The following is a 19052-nucleotide window of genomic DNA, read 5'->3' as shown; positions in this document are numbered from 1 at the left end:
TGGTCCGACCCCTTCCCTGCTGCGCCGCGTGTGCGCCCGCGGGGCGTGCCCGTGATGGTCGGGCTGGCGACTCCGTAAATAGCGCAACGGGCCAGAAGCTGCTTGACTTTCGACATGACTGAACTCGACCACGGCATCGAACCGCACGCCCCCGGCCACGCCGAACGGCTCAACTGGCTGCGCGCCGGTGTGCTCGGCGCGAATGACGGTATCGTCTCCGTCGCCGCACTCGTCGTCGGCGTGGCCGCGGCCACCCCGGATTCCGCGGCGATCCTGATCGCGGGCGTCGCGAGCCTGCTCGCTGGGGCGATCTCGATGGCCCTCGGCGAATACGTCTCGGTGAGCAGCCAACGCGACACCGAGCGCACCCTGATCGCCAAGGAACGCTGGGAGCTTGCCAACGTGCCAGAGCAAGAGCTCGCCGAGCTTGCGGACATGTACCAAGCGAAGGGGCTCAGCGCGGAGACGGCCCGCCGCGTCGCCGACGAGCTCACCGCACACGATGCCCTCGCCGCGCATCTCGAGGTCGAGTTGCACATCGGCACCGAGGAACTCTCCAACCCGTGGCATGCGGCGTTCGCCTCCGCCCTCGCGTTCACCGTCGGCGCGATCCTGCCGCTGCTCGCTGTGCTGCTGCCACCGCCGGCGTGGCGCCTGCCCGCAACGTTCCTCGCCGTCACGGTTGCCCTTGTGATCACCGGCTGGCTGAGCTCCTACCTCGGCGGCAGTCCCCGCGGCCACGCGATCGCCCGGGTGCTCATCGGCGGCCTACTCGCCCTCGGCGTGACCTGGGCGATCGGCGGTTTGATCGGCACGGCGGTCTGACCGTAGTAGGCGGCCCACCGCCAGCAAAGACCGGACGCACTACCCTGCCCGCCACCAGAAATCTCAGATCACGCCCGAGCGAGCCCACTCAACCGTCAGGCCCGGGCACCGCGACCCAACCGTTAGCCTCACGCCATGAGATGGCAGTACTGCGAGTAGCCGCATGTCTTCCCCAACCCGCCAACGCCGACGTACTTCCACCAGGCCTGCTGCAACGTGACGTTCCGGTTGGCTTTCATCGACCGCAGTACTGCTTTGAAGTCAGGTGGTTCATACTCGTCGAACATGCGTTGGCGTTCGTCCGGGAACATCGCCTGAACGGCGGATTCGGTCGTTGGCTCCGCAAGCGCAGCCGTGAGGTCTCTCGGGGCGACGGTCTTTTTGACCACTGATACGTCCCGCCGCGAACACCCCGCTGCCTCGACGATGTCGTTGTAGCTGCGCCCTTCAAAGAGGAGCTCCATGGTTTCGGTAGTTGCTCACACTGGCCCGGTTCTAGTTCGAAACGGCGACACCGACGTGCCACCACTTCGATCAGGAGACCGCAGACCCGGACGCAGTACCAACTACCCAGAAGAAGTGGTTAATACCTGCCCGGACTATCAGTACCGCCAAGGGCTACTCGCCGACAGCGACCGGGGCGCCGAAGAGCGCTTGTCCGCATATGACTCCATGGCTTCCAATCGCTCTAAGGAGGATGATGAGCGTCGTGGCAGTCGAACCGACGAGCGTCGCAACCAACTTCTTCCAGCCGCGCCAACTCTTTGAGAACTAGATCAAGACAATTCCGCTGCCGCCAGCCCCCGATGGGAACGAGAAGTCCACCGAACGCCTCTGCAGCGATAAGTGCCGGGTCACCGAGCCCCGGCGACGCCGACACCCAACTTTGCCCGAACGAATCCGAGCGGGACTTCCTGCCGGGCTCGCCGTGCGGGGTCGTTTCGGCTCTTGGACGTGGATGGAATGTCCGAGGCGAGGCGTTTGGACACCCGGCTGGCAAGCTCTATTGCCGAGATTCCCAGGCTGGTCTCAAATTCGGCAAGGGAGGGGCTCTGTCAAAGCATGGTTCGTGTTCGATTGACGTGACGTGTCCGAGTTTCAAGTGGCGGAGGAGGCCGTTGTAGAAGGTTTGAGGTAGTCGAACTGAACCGGCCCGGGTTTCATGTCGTCGTTTTGTTGTCGGCTTCGTTCGACTGTGCGCCAAGATTTCGCGGAACTGGTTTGCCGTGGCATTGCGCTAGGTGAGCAATCTTTCTGGCAACGATCAGTCCGAATTCCGGAAGCGAGTCATCCCGTCACTCATCCAGCGGGGCTGAACCGGATCGCCCTCGTTCTGAAGCGCGCGTCCCGTTGCGGTTTTCAAAACGGTTATCAAAACGAGACAATCCGTTTCAATCCTGGCGTGACAGGCGATGCAGTGCGGGGAGTATGGTGATCACGGTTGGTGTGACCGTTCACACTTGAAGTGACGACGCAAGAACCAACCGATATACCGGTCGGCTTCTTTTGCTGCCGGCACGGGGACGGCGATTTTTTCTGTTACCCATTTTTTGCGTCAGCACTGTAGGACAAAGGAGTCGAATTGTGGGCACAGGTGCCGCTTGTCGTGAATGTGCGGAGCGTGCTGCGGGTCCCGGCTCTTTCGGCGCAGATCATTTTGGTCGTTGTCTGGCTGAGGGCGCTATCTCGCCAATGGCCCTCCACCGCTTGGCGCCGCCTTCAACTTGTGCAGTAGGGACCGCTCCGGCGGTCGCCGACCTGTCGGCCGGGAGCGTTTTTTTGCGACTCCCGGCGGCTGCCCGAGCGTGACGCTGCCCGGTGCCGTCTCACTCGTCGATCACGTCCAACGCCGGACGTCATCAGGATCACCTGAATCAAGGAGCACAATAATGTCCATTGAACGGCGTGCGGCGCGCGAGCCCGTCATCCTGGAGATGCGCTCGATTACGAAAGAGTTTCCCGGGGTTAAGGCGTTGTCCGATGTATCGCTCACGGTGACGGCGGGGGAGATCCATGCGATCTGCGGTGAGAACGGGGCGGGCAAGTCGACCCTGATGAAGGTGCTCTCGGGCGTTTACCCGTATGGCACCTACAGCGGAGACATCGTGTTCCAGGGGAAGGACGTCCATTTCAAGGACATTCGCTCCAGCGAGGCGGCTGGCATCGCGATTATCCACCAGGAACTCGCGCTCATCCCTGAACTCTCGATCACCGAGAACATCTTCCTCGGCAATGAGCCCACCAGATGGGGCGCCATCGACTGGATCAAGGCCAAGAAGACCGCTCTGGAGCTCCTTGCCCGGGTCGGCCTGCGCGATGACCCTGACACCCTGATCAAGAACATCGGCGTAGGTAAACAACAATTGGTTGAGATCGCCAAGGCGCTCAACAAGTCGGTTAAGGTCCTGATTCTGGACGAGCCGACGGCGGCCCTCAACGAAGCGGACTCTCAGCATCTGCTTGACTTGATTCGGGGGCTCAAAGGCAAGGGCATCAGTTCCATCATGATCTCGCACAAGCTGAACGAGATCGAGCAGGTCGCCGATTCCATCACCATCATTCGCGACGGCAAGACCATCGAAACACTCGACGTCGTCAACGACGGCGTCAACGAGGACCGAATCATTCGTGGCATGGTCGGCCGGAGCCTCGAAAGCCGGTTCCCGGAGCACACCCCCGACATTGGCGAGGTGTTCTTCGAGGTACGCGACTGGAATGTGCAACACCCGCAGGTACCCGAGCGGATGGTCGTGAAGAACTCGAGCCTTACTGTTCGCCGGGGCGAGATTGTCGGCATTGCCGGCCTGATGGGTGCCGGGCGTACGGAGCTTGCGATGAGTATCTTCGGCCGCTCCTACGGCAACTACTTGTCAGGCCGCCTATTCAAGGACGGCGTGGAAATCGAGCTCCGCAGCGTTTCGGATGCCATTGACCACGGTCTTGCCTACGTGAGTGAGGATCGCAAGGCGTTGGGTTTGAACCTGCTCGATGACGTGAAACGGTCGATCGTGTCCGCGAAGCTGTCTAAGATCTCCCGCGGGCCTGTTGTCAACGACGAGAAGGAATACGCAATCGCGGAAAGCTTCCGCACGAGCCTACGAATCAAAACGTCGAGCGTGGACGCGGGTGTGAACAAGCTCTCGGGCGGCAACCAGCAGAAAGTCGTGCTGGCTAAGTGGATGTTCACCGATCCGGACCTTTTGATCCTCGACGAGCCGACCCGGGGCATCGATGTCGGCGCGAAGTACGAGATTTACGGCATCATCCAGAAACTGGCCTCCCAGGGTAAGGGAGTGGTGCTCATCTCCTCGGAGCTGCCCGAGCTGCTGGGCCTCGCCGACCGCATTTACACGGTCTTCGAGGGAGCAATCACCAATTGCATCCTAGCGGCGGAGGCCGACCCCGAAACCCTGATGAAGAGCATGACCAGCGCCCGAAAGAAGGCCTACAGCAAATGAGCCAGCAGTTGAATACCGAAAAGAACACGAGCGGCGGGATCCGCGACCTGCGGAGAATGTTCGGCGGCGGCAGGTCCAGTCTGCGCCAGTTCGGGATCCTGTTCAGCCTGATCGCGATCATCGTGCTGTTCCAATACCTGACGCACGGCCTGACACTGTCTTCGGGCAACCTGATCAACCTCGTTAGCCAGTATTCCTACATCCTGATCCTCGCGATCGGCATGGTGATGGTCATCATCGCGGGCCACATTGACCTCTCTGTCGGGTCCGTTGCGGCTTTCGCCGGCATCGTCGTGGCGACCTCAATGCAGGACTGGCACTTCCCTTGGCCGGTTGCCATCGTGTTCGGCCTCGTCGTTGGTGCCCTAATTGGGGCGTGGCAAGGTTTCTGGGTTGCCTATATCGGCGTGCCGGCCTTCATCGTCACCCTCGCCGGGATGCTCATATTCCGAGGCGGTAACCAACTCATCGGCAACGCGAACACGGTCCCCGTCCCAGAAGGCTTCACCGTCATCGGTGCCGGATATCTCCCGGAGGTGGGCCCGTACACGGGGTACAACAACCTCACGCTTCTGCTCGGACTGATCGTCGTGATCGCCGTGGTCATGTCTGAGTGGCGCAGCCGAAAGGTGCAGCGGATCATGGGCTCTAGCCCCGCCCCACTCTGGGTGAGCGCGGTAAAGGTCGTACTCCTCAGCAGCGTCGTCGTATATGCGACGGTACTGTTCGCGGGCGGGCGCACCGGAACGAGCTTCCCCGTTTCAGGAATCATCCTCGGAGTACTCGTGTTGTTCTACGCCTTCGTGACGAAGAACACGATCTTCGGACGCCACATCTACGCCGTCGGCGGAAACAAGCTCGCGGCCGAACTCTCCGGCGTCAAGTCCCGCCGGGTCAACTTTCTCGTCATGATGAACATGTCGATCCTCGCGGCCCTGGCCGGGATGATCTTCGTAGCCCGCTCGGTCGCCTCTGGTCCACAGGACGGCCTCAGCTGGGAACTCGACGCGATCGCCGCGGTCTTCATCGGAGGCGCCGCCGTGTCCGGCGGCATCGGCACCGTGACCGGGTCCATCGTCGGTGGGCTCGTGATGGCTGTGCTTAACAACGGCCTGCAACTGCTTGGTGTCGGCGCGGACCGCGTACAGATCATCAAGGGCCTCGTACTCCTGGTCGCAGTGGGAGTGGACGTCTTGAACAAGAGCCAAGGCCGACCATCAATCATTGGACTCCTCACCCGCAACCGCAAGACAAATGAGTTCCCGCCCGAACCACCCCTCGTTGTGCCCGGATCTGGAACACCAGACACCGCGAGGCCCACGGCGACCCTGTCGTCGTGACCTCGGCCGCGCCCTCTCCCCACACCTTCACCACCCTGCCCAACACTACTGAGAAGAAAGCGAAACACACATGAAAAAACTCCTCGCGACCACAGCAATAGCCGCGGTGGCACTGATGGCACTCTCCGGGTGTTCCACCCGGAGCGACACGAGCAGCGGATCGACGGCTGCAGCGGCCGGCTTCGCCGCTGACTCGTTGATCGGAGTCGCCCTTCCGTCAAAGACGTCGGAGAACTGGGTCCTCGCTGGCGGACTCTTCGAAGACGGTCTCAAGTCTGCGGGCTTCACAGGGGACGTGCAGTATGCGGGCGCGTCCACCACGGTCAAGGACCAGCAAGACCAGATCTCCGCGATGGTCACCAAGGGCGCCAAGGTGATCATCATCGGCGCGGCCGACGGCGGCCAGCTCAGCACCCAGGTCAAGGCAGCCCACGACGCCGGCGCGATCGTGATCGCCTACGACCGGCTCATCCTGAACACCGCCGACGTGGACTACTACGTCGCCTACGACAACTTCAAGGTGGGCGCCCTCCAGGGCCAGGCACTGATCGATGGGCTCAAGGCCAAAAAGGCGAGCGGCCCGTACAACATCGAACTGTTCTCAGGCTCCTCCGACGACGCCAACTCAGCAGTCTTCTTCAAGGGCGCGATGAGCGTCCTCCAGCCGAAGATCGATGACGGCACCCTCGTCGTCGGCTCGGGCCAGGTCGACATCAAGCAGACGGCGACTGCGGCTTGGAAGGCCGAGAACGCGCAGAGCCGGATGGACTCTCTCCTGACCAGCACCTACGGAACCAAGACGATCGATGGAGTTCTCTCACCCAACGACACGCTCGCACGGGCAATCATCACCTCGGTGAAGTCCTCCGGTAAGCCCATTCCTGTGGTCACGGGTCAGGACTCTGAAGCGGAGTCAGTCAAGTCGATCATGGCGGGCGAACAGTACTCAACAATCAACAAGGACACTCGCGTGCTCGTCACCCAAGCGATCACCATGGCCCAGAAGCTCCAGAAGGGCGAAACCCCCGAGGTCAACGACACCAAGTCCTACGACAACGGAAAGAAGGTCGTTCCCGCCTACCTGCTCCCGCCCGTCATCGTGACCAAGGCCAACGCGGCAGAGGCCTACGCGAACGACCCGAAACTCGCACCGCTCACCAAATAATCCCATAACCGCTGCAGCATCCAACGGCATCAGGGCCGGCCTCACACGAGGTCGGCCCTGACGCATTCATACCCTCGCCGGCACTCACAGGTGACATCGATTCTCGGTCAGATCGGCGGTCACGATCGGCGGAATACTCGCCGACTACAGCTCGGAACCGGCCCGCTGCAGGCCTTCTCGTGACCTACGCAAAGACGGCGCCGTTCATCGTTTCTCTCCCGCGAAAGATCTGGTCGTATGCGGTGAGGCATCGCTTGTTGGGGTTCCGAGGAGCCAGTTGTGCCAGATTCCTGCGGCAAGGGCGAGGAGGCGACCGGCAACGCGGGAGTAGACGCCGGGACGGTGCGTCCACCGTGGTCTTCGAGGGTGAGTTTTCCTTTAAGGGTGTCGAAGAAGGACTCGACCCATTGGCGGATTCCGCCGAGTTTCCCGAAGCGTTTTTCTCGCCCGTGCGCCATTTTATAAGGCCTTCTATGACCGAGTAAACGATTCGTTTACTCGGGGCTATATTGTTTTAGTTATGGAACTTGCGACGAACCCGTTCAAGCCCGGCGCGGGACGGGTGCCACCGGTCCTTGCCGGCCGGTCGGATCTACTCCGTGAATTCCGTAACCGGCTCTACCAGGCGCGGGAAACGGGGGAGGGGGAACGACCCTGGATCTTCTCTGGGCTCCGCGGAGTGGGGAAGACCGTCTTGCTCAACCAGCTCGGACGCGATGCAGCCGAACTCAAGCTGGTTTTTGTGAAGGTCGAAGCCTCGAGCAGTAAGCCGCTGGCCGTCGCGTTGGCCAAGGGACTCCACCTCGCACTTCGACGAATCCTCTCAAGCTCTGACCGCGCAAAAGCGCTCTGGTCCAAGGCCGCCAGCGTGCTGCGTTCCTTCCAAGTGCGTGTCGACCCGTCAGGGACCTACTCCTTCACTGTCGACGTCGAACCTGAGCCTGGCGTGGCTGATAGCGGCGATCTCGCCGTCGATCTCCAGGAGCTCTTAGAAACCATTGGCCTTGCTGCGCGTGAGGCCAACACGGTCATTTTGCTGGCCGTCGATGAACTCCAGGAAGCCTCATTCGAGGACCTCGCTGCTCTCAACGTGGCCCTGCACAATCTCGGCCAAGACGTCTTCCCCGTCCCCGTCGTCTTCGTTGGAGCAGGGTTGCCGTCCCTGCCTGCCGTGCTCGCCGATGCAACCAGCTACGCAGAGCGCCTCTATGACTATCGCCAGATCGGGTTGCTCGACACCGCCGCAACCTCTGACGCCCTCACCGCCCCGACCCGTGCCAACGGAGTCGACTGGGAGCCTGACGCCCTGGATGCAGCGGTGACAGCAACCGGGGGATACCCCTATTTCATCCAAGCCTGTGGAAGCCATGTCTGGGCCGTGCGAGCCACGGACACCATTACTCTTCAAGACGCCCAAATCGGCATCGAGTCAGCGCGAACTGAGGTCGAGCAGGGTCTCTACCAATCGAGATGGGAGCGGGCCACCCCGACACAGCGGGCCTTCATGTCCGCAATGGCCACCGACAACGACGCCCCCTCATCAATGGCCGAACTCGTGACCCGTTTGCGGAAGAAACGCACTACGGACCTCTCCGTCAATCGCCGAGACTTGATACGGAACGGACACATCTACACGCCCGAACGCGGTTTCGTCGCATTCACCGTGCCCGGCATGGCCGACTTCATCATCAGACAAGGCCAATAGCCCGCCAGGCACCCGCGTCGACATCGGCACCTACCCGTGAGCAATGAACGACCGTGCCGCAGCGACCACGACCGGCCCGACTACAACCAACGGCTCACCACGCAACAAGGCCGCGGGAGACTTGTCACCCAACTCCGGATTCATCCCTTGGAACCACGCCTGGACAATCGTCGCGCTCTCTCGTTCACTCAAAATGCCAGCCACATAAAAAGAGGTACGCAACCGCTGGACGACGTCCGCGCCAGGTGCCCGGGAACCGTCCGCCCATTCACGCACAGAGCGCGTGTTCGACACCCGGCCCAGATAGGCGACGAGCTGGGCACCGAGGAGCTCGCGGAGACCCGTGACAATCCCGCCGGTATCCAGCCGCACAGAGTCCTCGTACGCGCGATAACCCGGCTGCGCAGCGGAGACAGGGATGCTCATACCCGCAATTCTTCCGCATCACACACCCGATAGCAAGAATCACTAGTGTATCAACGGGTAATACCACAGGCAAAATAACACTCAATATGACCGATAATGTCGATTATGTCAGTTTTGGAAGCCGACATCTTCGCATTGGACGCGTCCCCCGCGGATTGGACTCGACGACGATCCAAGACGTCGCGGCGTGGATCGAGGACCGTTACAACCGTCGGCGGCACTCCTCGATCGAGCATCTCACCCCGGTGGACTTCGAGATGCAATTCTCATCACAGGTTGCAGAGATCCAACTCGCCGCTTAACCCGTGTCCACTCTCGGGGGTCAAGACCAGGCAGGGAAGAACGACCCCTGGCGCAGCTTGGGGATCTTCAGGTTGAGGTCCCCGGCCGTCGTCGTCAAGACGCGCGGGCGGGTCCCGTTGCGCTGGGTGGTGCGCTCATCGGAGCGTTCGAACCGGCCGGCACCGATGTGGGCGGTGGCCTCCGCGTCGATGAGTTCTTGATAGAGCGTTTCGGTCACCATCCGGATTCGATCGGTGACGTTGGTGAGCTTGAGTTCCGAGAGGAGCGCGAGCAGGGCAGACTGGTCTAAGCCATCGTGTGACGTGTCTTTCTGTGAGGAACTTTGAACGGTTCTCACTGACCATCGCACGGTGGTTTCCTACGTTGTTAATCCAACGCTCGAAACCCGGGAACTACACCACTCGAGAGGACGCAACCCTAACGGTTGCTTCTTACCGGCTGGCCTTCAAGCTTAGTGAGAACGGGCCGCACCCCCGAAGGAATGCGGCCCCTTTCTACCTAGATGCGGAAAGCCCGACCACAGTTACCGCAATTGAGGGTCCATGCCGCTCAGCGGTGGGCAATGGAGGCTCGAAAGCGGCTGGATTCTTGGTAAATAGCGCAGCTGACCAACACTTTTCCAAAGTGCCCCTGGAGGGACTCGAACCCTAAAAACGTCCCAATCGCCGAGCGGGAGTGGCCCAAACACCCCGGAAAGTCAAGGGTTTTTGATGACTACAGCTGCATACGATCTAGGTCGTTTGCCCACGAGTGTGGGCAAAGTGTGGGCAAGCAGATACATCCCAGTATCCATATAAATACAGATACATGTTTCCATATTTATGTAAAACCTGCGAGCATGATGCTATGAAGAATGTGGAGATAGTCTGGCGCACTTTGGCCGACGCCGCGCTGGACGGCCGGCGAGACTGGAACAGCATCGGGGACATCGCTGAAGCATCGTCGGTCGCGCCGTCGACCACTCATCAAGCTCTCGGGCGACTCGTCGACATCGGTGCCGTCCGCCCAAACTCGCGTCGCGGCTACACCGTCGTCTCGCCCGAGAAGCTCCTCGAAGCCTTCGCGGCTCACCGCAACTTGCGTGCTGACACCATGGTCTCAACCACCCTTCCCGCCGCCCAAACGTTGCTCGACGACGTCGAGGAGGCCTACGCGCTCAGCGGCAGCAGCGCCGCGGTGCACCATCTCGGCGGACGCAACACCGTCGCCGATCTCGGCCGGCGCATCGTCTACACAGCCCGCGCGCTGTCCCAAGCCGACTTTCCTGTGGGAGACGAGGTGATCATCCTCAGCGAAGATCCACTGGCCGCACGCACCTGGAAGTCCGGATACGCCAGCCTCGCGCAGACCTACGCCGATCTATGGGCAAGCCCGGGCTGGCAGGCAGCAGAGTTCACCCGTGCGCTGAAGGCCAAGCTATTCGCGGACGCGGATTGGGAGCAGCGAACCAGTGCCTAACCTCTACGAAGACGAGCACGGAGTTATCCGTGCTCTGGTCGACCGACTCGGTCATGACCTCGAGCCGTCGATCCTCATCGGCGGCTGGGCGACATTCGTGCGCGTCGGCGGGGAGATCAGCCTCGACATTGACCTGATCACCTCGCAGGACAGTCGCCACAAACTCGAGCAGTTGATGGCGGACCTCTCCCCCAGCAACAACCACCAGGGGCGAAAACTGCGCGCGACGATCGACAACGTGCACCTCGACATCTACCTCCCGTACGAATCCCAACTCGGCGGCAAGCTACGCCTCAAAGTCGAAGTACTCGCCGAATACCCCGACGAGCTCTCGTTCGAAAAGTGGACACTGCTGCGACTCGAAGCTCACATCGCCACCAAGATGGCGGCACTCCTTGACCGCCATTTCTCGGAGAAGGGCCAGAAGGATGCCCGCGAGATTCTCGCGCTGCTGAAGCTCGACGGTGTCGACCCCGCGGTTGCGGCTGAAGTACTTCATCGAGCATCGACAGTGAGCATCGACGATCTGCCAACGATGATCGGTGAAGCTTTCGACCTGATCGGCAACATCAGCCGGCTAACGAAGGCGGACCAGAAACTCATCGGCTCGGTAAAAAAATCATGGGTGAACGAGCTAACACAGCGCGCAGTGCGTCCGCAGGAACTACGTCCGTCCCTATAGGTTCTGCTGCCGGTTTGGTCACGGTGTCAACTAGATCGACAGCAGACCCTGTCATGAGGTAGAGGGCGGCGGCGGCCCGGTGGAACCCCGGATGACTAGAGATGGTTCGAGCGAGATGTTGCGGGGCCGTTCCCCCTCCACCAGGCGCGCCAGTTCCTGAAACGCCTGCGCGCCAGTTTCTATGAAATCCTGGTGAATCGTGGTGAGCGTAGGCGTGAAATGCTGCGCGTCGGGGATGTCATCGAATCCGACCACGCTGAAGTCGCGAGGCGCGTAGAGACCTGCATCCGAGTACGCGTGCATGATGCCAAGCGCCATCTGATCGTTGGCACAAAAGATCGCGGTCACGCCCACATGCCGCATCAGTTCTTGCCCCGCACGGTAGCCGCTCGCGGAGCTGAAGTCGCCGTGCAGGTGCCGCTCGAGAGACTGGCCTCGCTGATATAAGGCGCTTTCGATACCCGTCAGCCTTTCGCCGGCATAGCCCTCATCGGCAGGCCCGTCGACGAAGGCGATACGACGGTGGCCGAGGTCAAGGAGGTGCTCACCCGCGAGGACGCCACCATGTACGCCATCAGTTCCCACGCTCGAGATCCCCGCAGCGGGGTTCCGTGACATCTCGACGACAGGAAGGGTTGCGGCGATCTTCTGCGGCGCGGAGTAGCGTTGAGACATCGGCGACGCAAGGATGATTCCTTCAACGCGCTGACCAAGCAGTCGATCAAATGCTCGGGCGACAGCGTCTTCAGACGCGTGGCCCGTCTCAGGTTCGAGCACTGTGGCGAAGATCGTTGCGATCCCGGCAGATTCGGCAGACTGCCCGATGCCGAACTGGCTTTGGCCGAGGGACACGTTCATCGGAATGCCCAGGTTGATCACTCCGATTGATTCGGACCTGTTCAACACCAAGCTTCTGGCGATACGGTTTGGCTGGAAGCTGAGGGCGTCGAGGGCTTCGCGTACTCGGGTGAGGGTCGGCTCCGCGACGTTGTTTTTGCGATTGACGACGCGAGAAACAGTCTGAGCAGAAACCCCCGCCAACCGGGCAACATCGGCAAGACTCGCGTGGCCGTTTCCTGCTTGGCTCTCCGAGGAGATCAACCCGCTGGTCAGAGCGTCCGTCGCCATAGTCCATACTCCTGCCTGATATCTAAAAAAGACTCTACTAGAGAGGATGGCAGCGCTAACAACAATTTCATTGTTAGCGTTGACATTGCGTTCCGTATATGTACAAAATTACTTACCCAGGCTGCATGGCGATCGACTCCCGCTAGCCAAGAGCCGGTACTTCGCCCGCAAAGTGCGCGAGCGAGGAACCCTGAAGTACCTATGAGAGGACCCCAATGATGAGGTACAAAAATTTGCGCTTGCTCGGCGCATTCGTCGGCGTCGCGGTGGTGACATCCGGACTTCTTTCCGGATGCAGTACGGGACAAAGCCCGGCGGCATCGTCGACCTTGAAAGTTCTTGCCTGGAAGGGCGGTGGAACCGAGCCGGCGGGGGTTGCTGAGGTCAACGCCGCTTTCGAGAAGTCTCACCCTGGAGTGAAGATCGACTTCACTTACATGCCCGCTGGCGACTCGTACACGCAGAAGCTCTCAGCCGAGCTTCTCGCCGGCAATGCGCCAGATGTCTTCATGGGCGACCCTGTAAGCACCAAGACGCTTGCTTCTTCCGGATATCTGGCCGATCTAGGAAAGCAGTCGTGGGCGTCGGACGTGCTTCCGGACCTGAAGTCCTTCACCGAAGGGAGCGATGGGAAGGTCTATGCCGCTCCCACCGAACTGATCGGCATCACCACATACGCGAACATGGATTTGCTCAAGAAAGTCGGCATTACCGAAGTCCCGACCACTCGGTCCATCTTCCTTGACGACATGGCGAAGCTGAAGGTTGCGGGCATCACCCCTCTCTCTCTCCCCGACAAGTCGGCATGGACGGCGCAGGCCACGCTCCAGCAGATCGCCTCTACGCTTGTTTATCGCGACGATCCCACGTGGGATCAGAAATTCATCGCGGGGAAGACCAGTTTCGACCGCGATTGGTCGTCGAGCGCAAAGCAGTTGGTGGACTTGGACTCTCAAGGCTACGTAGCTTGGAAGTCGGAGCTCGGCACCGACGAATGGAGTCAGGGCCTTCAGGATTTCAAGGCCGGCAAGAGTGCATTCTGGGTTCAGGGTGCATGGAACCTGGCTGACGTTCTCCAGGCCGGCATCAATGCGCAAATCTTCCCCTGGCCCGCAGATGATGGCAAGCAAGTCTCGACTCTGTTCGCAGGCGTGATGTGGCAGGTGAACAACGCTTCCAAGGCCGACAATGTCGCAAAGGAATACGTCGACTACTGGTCCACCGGACACTCTGCGCCGTTCCTGAATTCGGAAAATGCCATCAGTGCGTTCAAGTCCGTTACTACTCCAAAGTCGGATGCGACGGCGCCTTTCAACGCCGCATACGCCGCGGGCCAATACCGGATTCTGCCCGGGAATACCTGGCTCAACGGAAACGAGGCACAGCTCGGGCAGGCGATCCAGGGGATGTTGTTGGGGCAGACCACACAGCAGCAACTGCTCGCTACTTATGACACGTTGGGCCGCAAAGCACTCACCAGCAAGTAAGCACCCATGATCGAAGGCGGGAGGCGAGACAACTCGCCTCCCGCCGGAAAGAGGAACATCGTTGTTCGCGAACCGAAAACTCACCGCCATTGGATTTCTTGCCCCGGCGATTGTCATATATGGGGCGCTAATTATCTATCCCCTGATCCGTGGGGCCTACCTCAGCTTGACGGACTCGCGCGGTGGTCCGGTGGCGAATTTCGTCGGGCTGCAGAACTTTGCGGAGGCACTGACCGACCCCGTTGTGCTAGAAGCGTTCAAAAATACGATCATTTACGCGGTCGTCGTTGTCGTGATTCAGACAGTGTTGGGTGTCGCGCTCGCACGGGCGATATTCAGTCGGCCGAGGTGGCGGCGTGCTCTCAGCATCGTGATGCTGCTGCCGACCCTTGTTGCCCCAGTGCTCGCAGGGTTCATCTTTTCCTACATTTATGCTCCCGATGGGCTTCTCAATCGGACGCTCGATGGGGTCGGCCTGGGCGGGTTGAAACATATTTGGCTCGGTGACCCTTCCACGGCGTTAATGTCGGTCGCGGCAGTGAACGTGTGGATGTTCGCTGGCTACTCCGCGGTGATCTTCCTGGCCGGGTACCTATCGATGCCGGGCGACATCATCGACGCGGCCCAGATGGATGGTGCGGTTGGGTGGAAACGGTTCGCCCTAATTGAATGGCCACTTCTTGCACCATCGCTGACCGTGAACACGACGCTGTCCCTCATCGGCTCGCTTCGGGTCTTCGAATTTCCGCTGGTACTCACCAACGGTGGTCCGGCTAACTCGACTCAGACCCTATCGCTTGTCATATTTCAGAAAGTGTTCTCCGGCGGCAACCAGTTCGCCTACGCCGTCTCGATCTCAGTCCTCTTGTTGTTGGTCGTCGTCATCATCACCGCCAGCATCAACAGGGCCCTCCAGCTTCGCGAAAGGCGGATGTCATGAATCTCGTAGCTCACTCATCGAAGAAGCGCGGGGGCGCTGGGTCGCGGTTGCGCGTTTCTCCCGCGCAAATCCTTTCCAACATCGGGCTGACCTTCGCCATCGTTGCGCTGATGCTTCCGTTCGTTCTGACGTTGTCAGTCGCGTTCAGACCGGCGAAAGACGTCGCATCGAATGCCATCGCCATCCCGACGCATCTGACGTTCTCGAATATCACAGACACTTTCACCAAGCTGGACTACGGCATTAGCGTATTGAACACGGTCATAGTGGTTCTCGGATCCACGGCCCTCACGATCGTGATCGGCGCAATGGCGAGCTATCCGCTCGCGCGCATATCTCGCCCATGGACGAGCGCCGTCTATCGGTCCTTTCTGCTCGGAACATCCATTCCGATTTTCGTGTTGCTCGCCCCTCTGTACTTGCTCATCCGCGACCTGGGACTGCTCAATACCCACCTCGGAGTCGTCTTCATCTACACGGCGTTGAATCTCCCGCTGGCGATCTTCTTCTTCACCAGCTTCTTCCGTCAGATCCCCCTCGAGCTGGAGGAGGCAGCGGCCCTCGACGGGGCGGGGCCCCTGCGCAGTTTCTTCTCGATATTGCTTCCCTTGCTTCGGCCTGTCACAGCGACACTCGCGACCTTCATGACGCTGAACATTTGGAACGACCTTCTGATCCCATTCGTGTTTCTTCAGGACACCGGAAGTCGCACAGTGATGGCAAACGCGTACGCGTTGGTGGATCCGAAATCGGTGGAACCGACTGTTCTCTTCCCAGCAGCGCTCCTCGGGGTTGCCCCCCTTCTCGTGATATTCCTTCTCCTTCAGCGAAACGTCGTTGAGGGATTGACCTCGGGGGCGGTGAAAGCATGATCGCCGAGCAGCTCACCCATGAGGGCACGGTACTCGAGTGGGGCAACGGCCTACTTCGTCTCCGGCTGACTCACGGAATGGATCAACCCGTCGTCCTCGAGGACATCGTGCGGGGCGTCGCCGACGCCCCCACGAGGACGCCGAAGCAATCGCTGGTCGAAATCTTGATCCCCAGTCTCGGGTTGACTGACACCCCCAACCGTATGGACAAGACCGCCCTGGGGGCACGCCTTCGGTACCGAACTCATAGCGAGGAGCGAGACGCGGATACACTCCGTCTGATCGTCGAGCAACATGATGATGTGATCGGGCTGATCGTCGTGACTATCTTCGAAACCGTCGAAGGAGCGGCCGCCTTTCGCACCCGGAGCGTTGTCAGCCTTGAACCAGGGCGACCGGCGATACGAATCGCCGCGGTATCGAGCTTCGCCACCGGCGCGATCCTATCGGATGACTTGACTAGCTTAAAAATTTGGCGTGCCCGGAGCAGTTGGTCGGCGGAGAACCGCTGGGAGGTCGTGCCCCTTCGGGACCCAGCTGCTCAACTCATAGCCCCTCATGACCCTGCCGAATATCGGCGCGGATTCACATCAGCCACCAGCTTCGGGACGTGGTCGTCCGGCTCTTTCGCGCCCGCTGCGGTTGCCGTGAACTCGGTGCGCGCTCTCGCCTGGCAAGTGGATAGCCCCAGCCCGTGGCGATGGGAAGTGGGGGAGCGAGCCTGGGACCGATCGGCGCTTCCGCGATTTATGGAACCTGAACCGATCGGCCAGATCGTGCGCCGGGACATCGACGACGGTGCGTACTTGGTCGTCAGTGGGCCGACTGACGACTTTCATCAATGGACGCATCTGCTGGTACAAGGAGACGCATTCGAGTCGGTCACGGTGAGCGTCGGCGTCGGGCAGAGCGTGGAAGATGCCCTCGCTGGGCTCACTGAAATACGACGCGCCTGGCGCCGAATGCGAGGCGGTGCCCCTGAATATCCGGTTATCTATAACGATTTCATGGGAACTCTCGAGGGAGACCCCACGGAAGAGAAGTTACTCCCTCTCATTGAAAGCGCCGCACGTGTTGGGGCCGACTATTTCTGTATCGACGCCGGATGGGCCGATAACGGAGAGGGTTGGGCTGATTCGGTCGGGGACTGGAACCCTTCCCTCTCCCGCTTTCCGCGCGGGATTTCGACCACCCTGGACGCTATCCGGGCGCGCGGCATGAAACCAGGGCTTTGGTTGGAACCGGAAGTCGTCGGTGAAACGAGTGACGCAGCCATCGAACTTCCCGAGGAGGCTTTTCTCCACCGATTCGGTGGCCGGATCCGCGATCGCGGCCGCTTCTACTTGGATTTCCGGAGTTCCGCCGCTACAAGCCATCTCGACCGGGTCTTGGACCGACTGGTCGTCAAGCTCGGAGTCTGCTTTTTCAAGTTCGATTACAACTCCATGCTCTCTCCTGGGCCCGACGGAGATGGCGGCAGCGCTGGCGGTGGATTATTAGAAAATGCGCGGGCTCACGTAGCTTGGCTCGCCCGGCTTCGGCAGCGCCATCCGGAAGTTCTCATCGAAAACTGCGCCTCGGGCGGGATGAGGTCCGACTTCGGGATACTCGAGAACGTACACATCCAGTCAACGTCGGATCAACCGAATCCACTTCTTTACCCGAGCATTGCGGTGGGCGCTCTGGCGCACATCCTGCCCGAGCAAGCCGGTAATTGGTCATATCCCCAAGCGGATATGACCGACGAGATGATCTGTTTTACGATTGCCAACGGTCTTGCGGGGCGTCTTTATTTGGCTGGGGTGCTGAGTCGAATGGACGACCGGCAGCTGGACCTCGTCGCCGCGGGAGTCTCCGTTCACAAGCGTCTGATCAAAATCCAGTCAAGCTCTATTGTCAGGTATCCGACCGGCATGGCTCGGTGGGGCGAACCACGGACGACCGTCGCTTTCGACAACGCGGAAAGCGGCGAGATCGTCGTCATCGTTTGGCGCCAGAGTGGTGCAGATCCCGCTGTCGTTCTCGAGATCGGAGTCGATGACGGCGCGACCGTCGAGCAGGTTTTCCCGCCGCCGGAAATCGGTCGTCCGTGGACGGTGGAGTTGAAGAACAGGCGGCTTCTCATCACGGGGTCGGGTGATGAGCCTGCTGCGCGGGTTTATCTCGTGACGAAGACGGTCGGCTGATGCCTTACTTGTTCTCGTACTTCACAACTCAGGATGAATCCCTGCACCTTTCCCTCAGCTGGGATGGCATCGTATTCGAGCCCGTCGCAGGCGGCGGTTCTATCGTTAGCAGTCCGATCGGGGAACGGACTCTCCGCGATCCCTTCATCGGGCGCGCATCCGACGGGCTCTTCCACCTCCTAGCCTCGAACGGCTGGGCAAGCACGAGCATCGTCCACGCCACGAGCGCCGACCTTCTCGATTGGGTCGATTTTGAGGCCATCCCTGTGATGTCGAAAATTGCCGGCGCGAAGAACGCCTGGGCGCCTGAGTTCTTCTCTGACCGCGACGGAACGATCAACATCATCTGGTCGTCCTCGGTGGGACCGGAACCCGACGCTGGCGTCGACTGGCTGGCCAGCGAGCAGTACCACTCCATCTGGAGCTGCAAAACGCGCGACTTCCGCTCCTACACCGAATCGACGATCTACCTCGATCCAGGGTTCTCGTTGATCGACGCGACCGTGTTCAAACGACCCGACTCGTCGGGCTTTTTGGTCGCCAAAGATGAAAGTGGAACCAACGAGACACCCCAAGTCCGAAAAGATCTCCTCATCTGGGCACTGAGCCCAGATGGACGGCCGGAAGGAACCGGCGTGCGCTTTGGAAGCCCGTCATTTGTCGAAGGCCCCACGGTTTTTGAAAGCGGTGGCCGTCTCGTCATGCTGTTCGACCCATTCCTCGAGGACGGCTATCAAGCAATGACTTCCGTGGACGGGTGGGATTGGGCGGCTGCCCGGCTGGAGTTACCACGGGACGCACGCCACGGATCCGTGACGGTGATTTCTAACGCCGAGGCGGCTCGGCTTCATTCAATGAACGAAAGGTAGATAGGTCTGCTGCACGGTTAGGTGACATCTGAGTTGGCTTGCCTTGCGGGGTGGCCTGAAAGGATGTTGTTGTGCCTAAGCCTTATCCGAAAGAGTTCCGTGAAGATGTTGTCGCTGTCGCGCGTGGCCGTTGGCGCGTCGCCTCATCGGGTAGCGCTGTTCTGATAACCCGGTAGCGCTCTTCTGCCTAAGTGGTAGCGGCCCGGAC

The 19052-nt window shown here is 60.4% G+C and carries 15 protein-coding genes and 2 pseudogenes; 12 read left to right on the top strand and 5 right to left on the bottom strand.

Translation table 11 applies throughout. The features are described 5' to 3' along the window. The first annotated feature begins 114 nt into the window (after positions 1–114). Entirely contained in the window at positions 115–825 is a 711-nt protein-coding gene (locus QN345_RS03435) for a VIT family protein (protein WP_322140486.1), read from the top strand. 128 nt (positions 826–953) lie between these two features. Here the strand turns inward: QN345_RS03435 and QN345_RS03430 are convergent, their stop codons facing one another. Further along, positions 954–1289 carry a hypothetical protein gene (locus QN345_RS03430; RefSeq protein ID WP_322140485.1) on the bottom strand — a complete coding sequence of 112 codons (336 nt, stop codon included), beginning with the start codon at positions 1287–1289 and terminating at the stop codon, positions 954–956. Between the two features lie 1425 nt (positions 1290–2714). Between QN345_RS03430 and mmsA the strand changes: the two genes are divergently transcribed. From mmsA to QN345_RS03415, 3 genes are all read left to right on the top strand, one after another. Further along, entirely contained in the window at positions 2715–4283 is a 1569-nt protein-coding gene (mmsA, locus tag QN345_RS03425; RefSeq protein ID WP_322135108.1) for a multiple monosaccharide ABC transporter ATP-binding protein, read from the top strand. Continuing rightward, the gene (gene mmsB, locus QN345_RS03420; protein ID WP_134450107.1) at positions 4280–5623 is read left to right on the top strand and encodes a multiple monosaccharide ABC transporter permease; all 1344 of its coding nucleotides are present in this window, start codon (positions 4280–4282) and stop codon (positions 5621–5623) included. The genes mmsA and mmsB overlap by 4 nt, the downstream gene beginning before the upstream one ends. A 70-nt stretch (positions 5624–5693) precedes the next feature. Further along, a complete protein-coding gene (locus QN345_RS03415; RefSeq protein WP_322135106.1) occupies positions 5694–6788 on the top strand; it encodes a sugar-binding protein in 1095 nt (364 codons plus the stop codon). Positions 6789–6972: 184 nt separating this feature from the next. On the opposite strand, the pseudogene QN345_RS03410 reads toward QN345_RS03415, so the two are convergent. Then, a pseudogene (locus tag QN345_RS03410) lies at positions 6973–7225 on the bottom strand (hypothetical protein); the annotation flags it as partial. 83 nt (positions 7226–7308) lie between these two features. Here QN345_RS03410 and QN345_RS03405 point away from each other — a divergent pair. Continuing rightward, the gene (locus QN345_RS03405) at positions 7309–8493 is read left to right on the top strand and encodes an ATP-binding protein (RefSeq protein ID WP_323508450.1); all 1185 of its coding nucleotides are present in this window, start codon (positions 7309–7311) and stop codon (positions 8491–8493) included. A gap of 30 nt (positions 8494–8523) precedes the next feature. On the opposite strand, the gene QN345_RS03400 is transcribed toward QN345_RS03405, so the two are convergent. Together QN345_RS03400 and QN345_RS03395 are read right to left on the bottom strand one after the other, a co-directional pair. Then, entirely contained in the window at positions 8524–8919 is a 396-nt protein-coding gene (locus QN345_RS03400; protein ID WP_322140482.1) for a hypothetical protein, read from the bottom strand. Positions 8920–9247: 328 nt separating this feature from the next. Next, positions 9248–9559: pseudogene (locus QN345_RS03395) on the bottom strand (transposase); the annotation flags it as partial. 509 nt (positions 9560–10068) lie between these two features. On the opposite strand from QN345_RS03395, the gene QN345_RS03390 reads away from it, so the two are divergent. Both QN345_RS03390 and QN345_RS03385 read left to right on the top strand, forming a co-directional pair. Beyond that, a complete protein-coding gene (locus QN345_RS03390; protein ID WP_322140480.1) occupies positions 10069–10680 on the top strand; it encodes a hypothetical protein in 612 nt (203 codons plus the stop codon). Further along, the gene (locus tag QN345_RS03385) at positions 10673–11362 is read left to right on the top strand and encodes a hypothetical protein (RefSeq protein WP_323507844.1); all 690 of its coding nucleotides are present in this window, start codon (positions 10673–10675) and stop codon (positions 11360–11362) included. Before QN345_RS03390 ends, QN345_RS03385 begins: the two co-directional genes overlap by 8 nt. Positions 11363–11413: 51 nt before the next feature. On the opposite strand, the gene QN345_RS03380 is transcribed toward QN345_RS03385, so the two are convergent. After that, positions 11414–12490 carry a LacI family DNA-binding transcriptional regulator gene (locus QN345_RS03380; protein ID WP_323508449.1) on the bottom strand — a complete coding sequence of 359 codons (1077 nt, stop codon included), beginning with the start codon at positions 12488–12490 and terminating at the stop codon, positions 11414–11416. 239 nt (positions 12491–12729) lie between these two features. On the opposite strand from QN345_RS03380, the gene QN345_RS03375 reads away from it, so the two are divergent. The 5 genes from QN345_RS03375 to QN345_RS03355 all read left to right on the top strand — a co-directional run bounded on the left by QN345_RS03375 (position 12730) and on the right by QN345_RS03355 (position 18844). Next, entirely contained in the window at positions 12730–13977 is a 1248-nt protein-coding gene (locus QN345_RS03375; protein WP_322140477.1) for an ABC transporter substrate-binding protein, read from the top strand. A 61-nt stretch (positions 13978–14038) separates the two neighbouring features. Then, positions 14039–14917 carry a sugar ABC transporter permease gene (locus QN345_RS03370; protein WP_322135097.1) on the top strand — a complete coding sequence of 293 codons (879 nt, stop codon included), beginning with the start codon at positions 14039–14041 and terminating at the stop codon, positions 14915–14917. Further along, positions 14914–15789, top strand: coding sequence for a carbohydrate ABC transporter permease (locus tag QN345_RS03365; RefSeq protein ID WP_322140476.1), 876 nt, complete (start codon positions 14914–14916; stop codon positions 15787–15789). The genes QN345_RS03370 and QN345_RS03365 overlap by 4 nt, the downstream gene beginning before the upstream one ends. After that, positions 15786–17975: a glycoside hydrolase family 36 protein gene (locus tag QN345_RS03360; RefSeq protein ID WP_322141156.1), complete on the top strand. Its 2190-nt coding sequence runs from the start codon at positions 15786–15788 to the stop codon at positions 17973–17975. The genes QN345_RS03365 and QN345_RS03360 overlap by 4 nt, the downstream gene beginning before the upstream one ends. Then, on the top strand, positions 17975–18844 hold the full coding sequence (locus tag QN345_RS03355) for a family 43 glycosylhydrolase (protein ID WP_322140474.1): 870 nt from the start codon (positions 17975–17977) through the stop codon (positions 18842–18844). Before QN345_RS03360 ends, QN345_RS03355 begins: the two co-directional genes overlap by 1 nt. Positions 18845–19052: the final 208 nt, after the last annotated feature.

Origin of the sequence: Cryobacterium sp. 10I1 (genome assembly GCF_035019805.1) — a bacterium.
In the GTDB taxonomy this organism is placed as follows: domain Bacteria; phylum Actinomycetota; class Actinomycetes; order Actinomycetales; family Microbacteriaceae; genus Cryobacterium; species Cryobacterium glucosi.
Note: the sequence above shows the minus strand (reverse complement) of the source record. Positions and strands in the feature narration are given on the sequence as shown.

Excerpts from the sequence above, each read along its gene's own strand:
- QN345_RS03435 (WP_322140486.1), top strand. The coding sequence starts at position 115 with ATGACTGAACTCGACCACGGCATCGAACCGCACGCCCCCGGCCACGCC.
- QN345_RS03430 (WP_322140485.1), bottom strand. The coding sequence starts at position 1,289 with ATGGAGCTCCTCTTTGAAGGGCGCAGCTACAACGACATCGTCGAGGCA.
- mmsA (WP_322135108.1), top strand. The coding sequence starts at position 2,715 with ATGTCCATTGAACGGCGTGCGGCGCGCGAGCCCGTCATCCTGGAGATG.
- mmsB (WP_134450107.1), top strand. The coding sequence starts at position 4,280 with ATGAGCCAGCAGTTGAATACCGAAAAGAACACGAGCGGCGGGATCCGC.
- QN345_RS03415 (WP_322135106.1), top strand. The coding sequence starts at position 5,694 with ATGAAAAAACTCCTCGCGACCACAGCAATAGCCGCGGTGGCACTGATG.
- QN345_RS03405 (WP_323508450.1), top strand. The coding sequence starts at position 7,309 with ATGGAACTTGCGACGAACCCGTTCAAGCCCGGCGCGGGACGGGTGCCA.
- QN345_RS03400 (WP_322140482.1), bottom strand. The coding sequence starts at position 8,919 with ATGAGCATCCCTGTCTCCGCTGCGCAGCCGGGTTATCGCGCGTACGAG.
- QN345_RS03390 (WP_322140480.1), top strand. The coding sequence starts at position 10,069 with ATGAAGAATGTGGAGATAGTCTGGCGCACTTTGGCCGACGCCGCGCTG.
- QN345_RS03380 (WP_323508449.1), bottom strand. The coding sequence starts at position 12,490 with ATGGCGACGGACGCTCTGACCAGCGGGTTGATCTCCTCGGAGAGCCAA.
- QN345_RS03365 (WP_322140476.1), top strand. The coding sequence starts at position 14,914 with ATGAATCTCGTAGCTCACTCATCGAAGAAGCGCGGGGGCGCTGGGTCG.
- QN345_RS03360 (WP_322141156.1), top strand. The coding sequence starts at position 15,786 with ATGATCGCCGAGCAGCTCACCCATGAGGGCACGGTACTCGAGTGGGGC.
- QN345_RS03355 (WP_322140474.1), top strand. The coding sequence starts at position 17,975 with ATGCCTTACTTGTTCTCGTACTTCACAACTCAGGATGAATCCCTGCAC.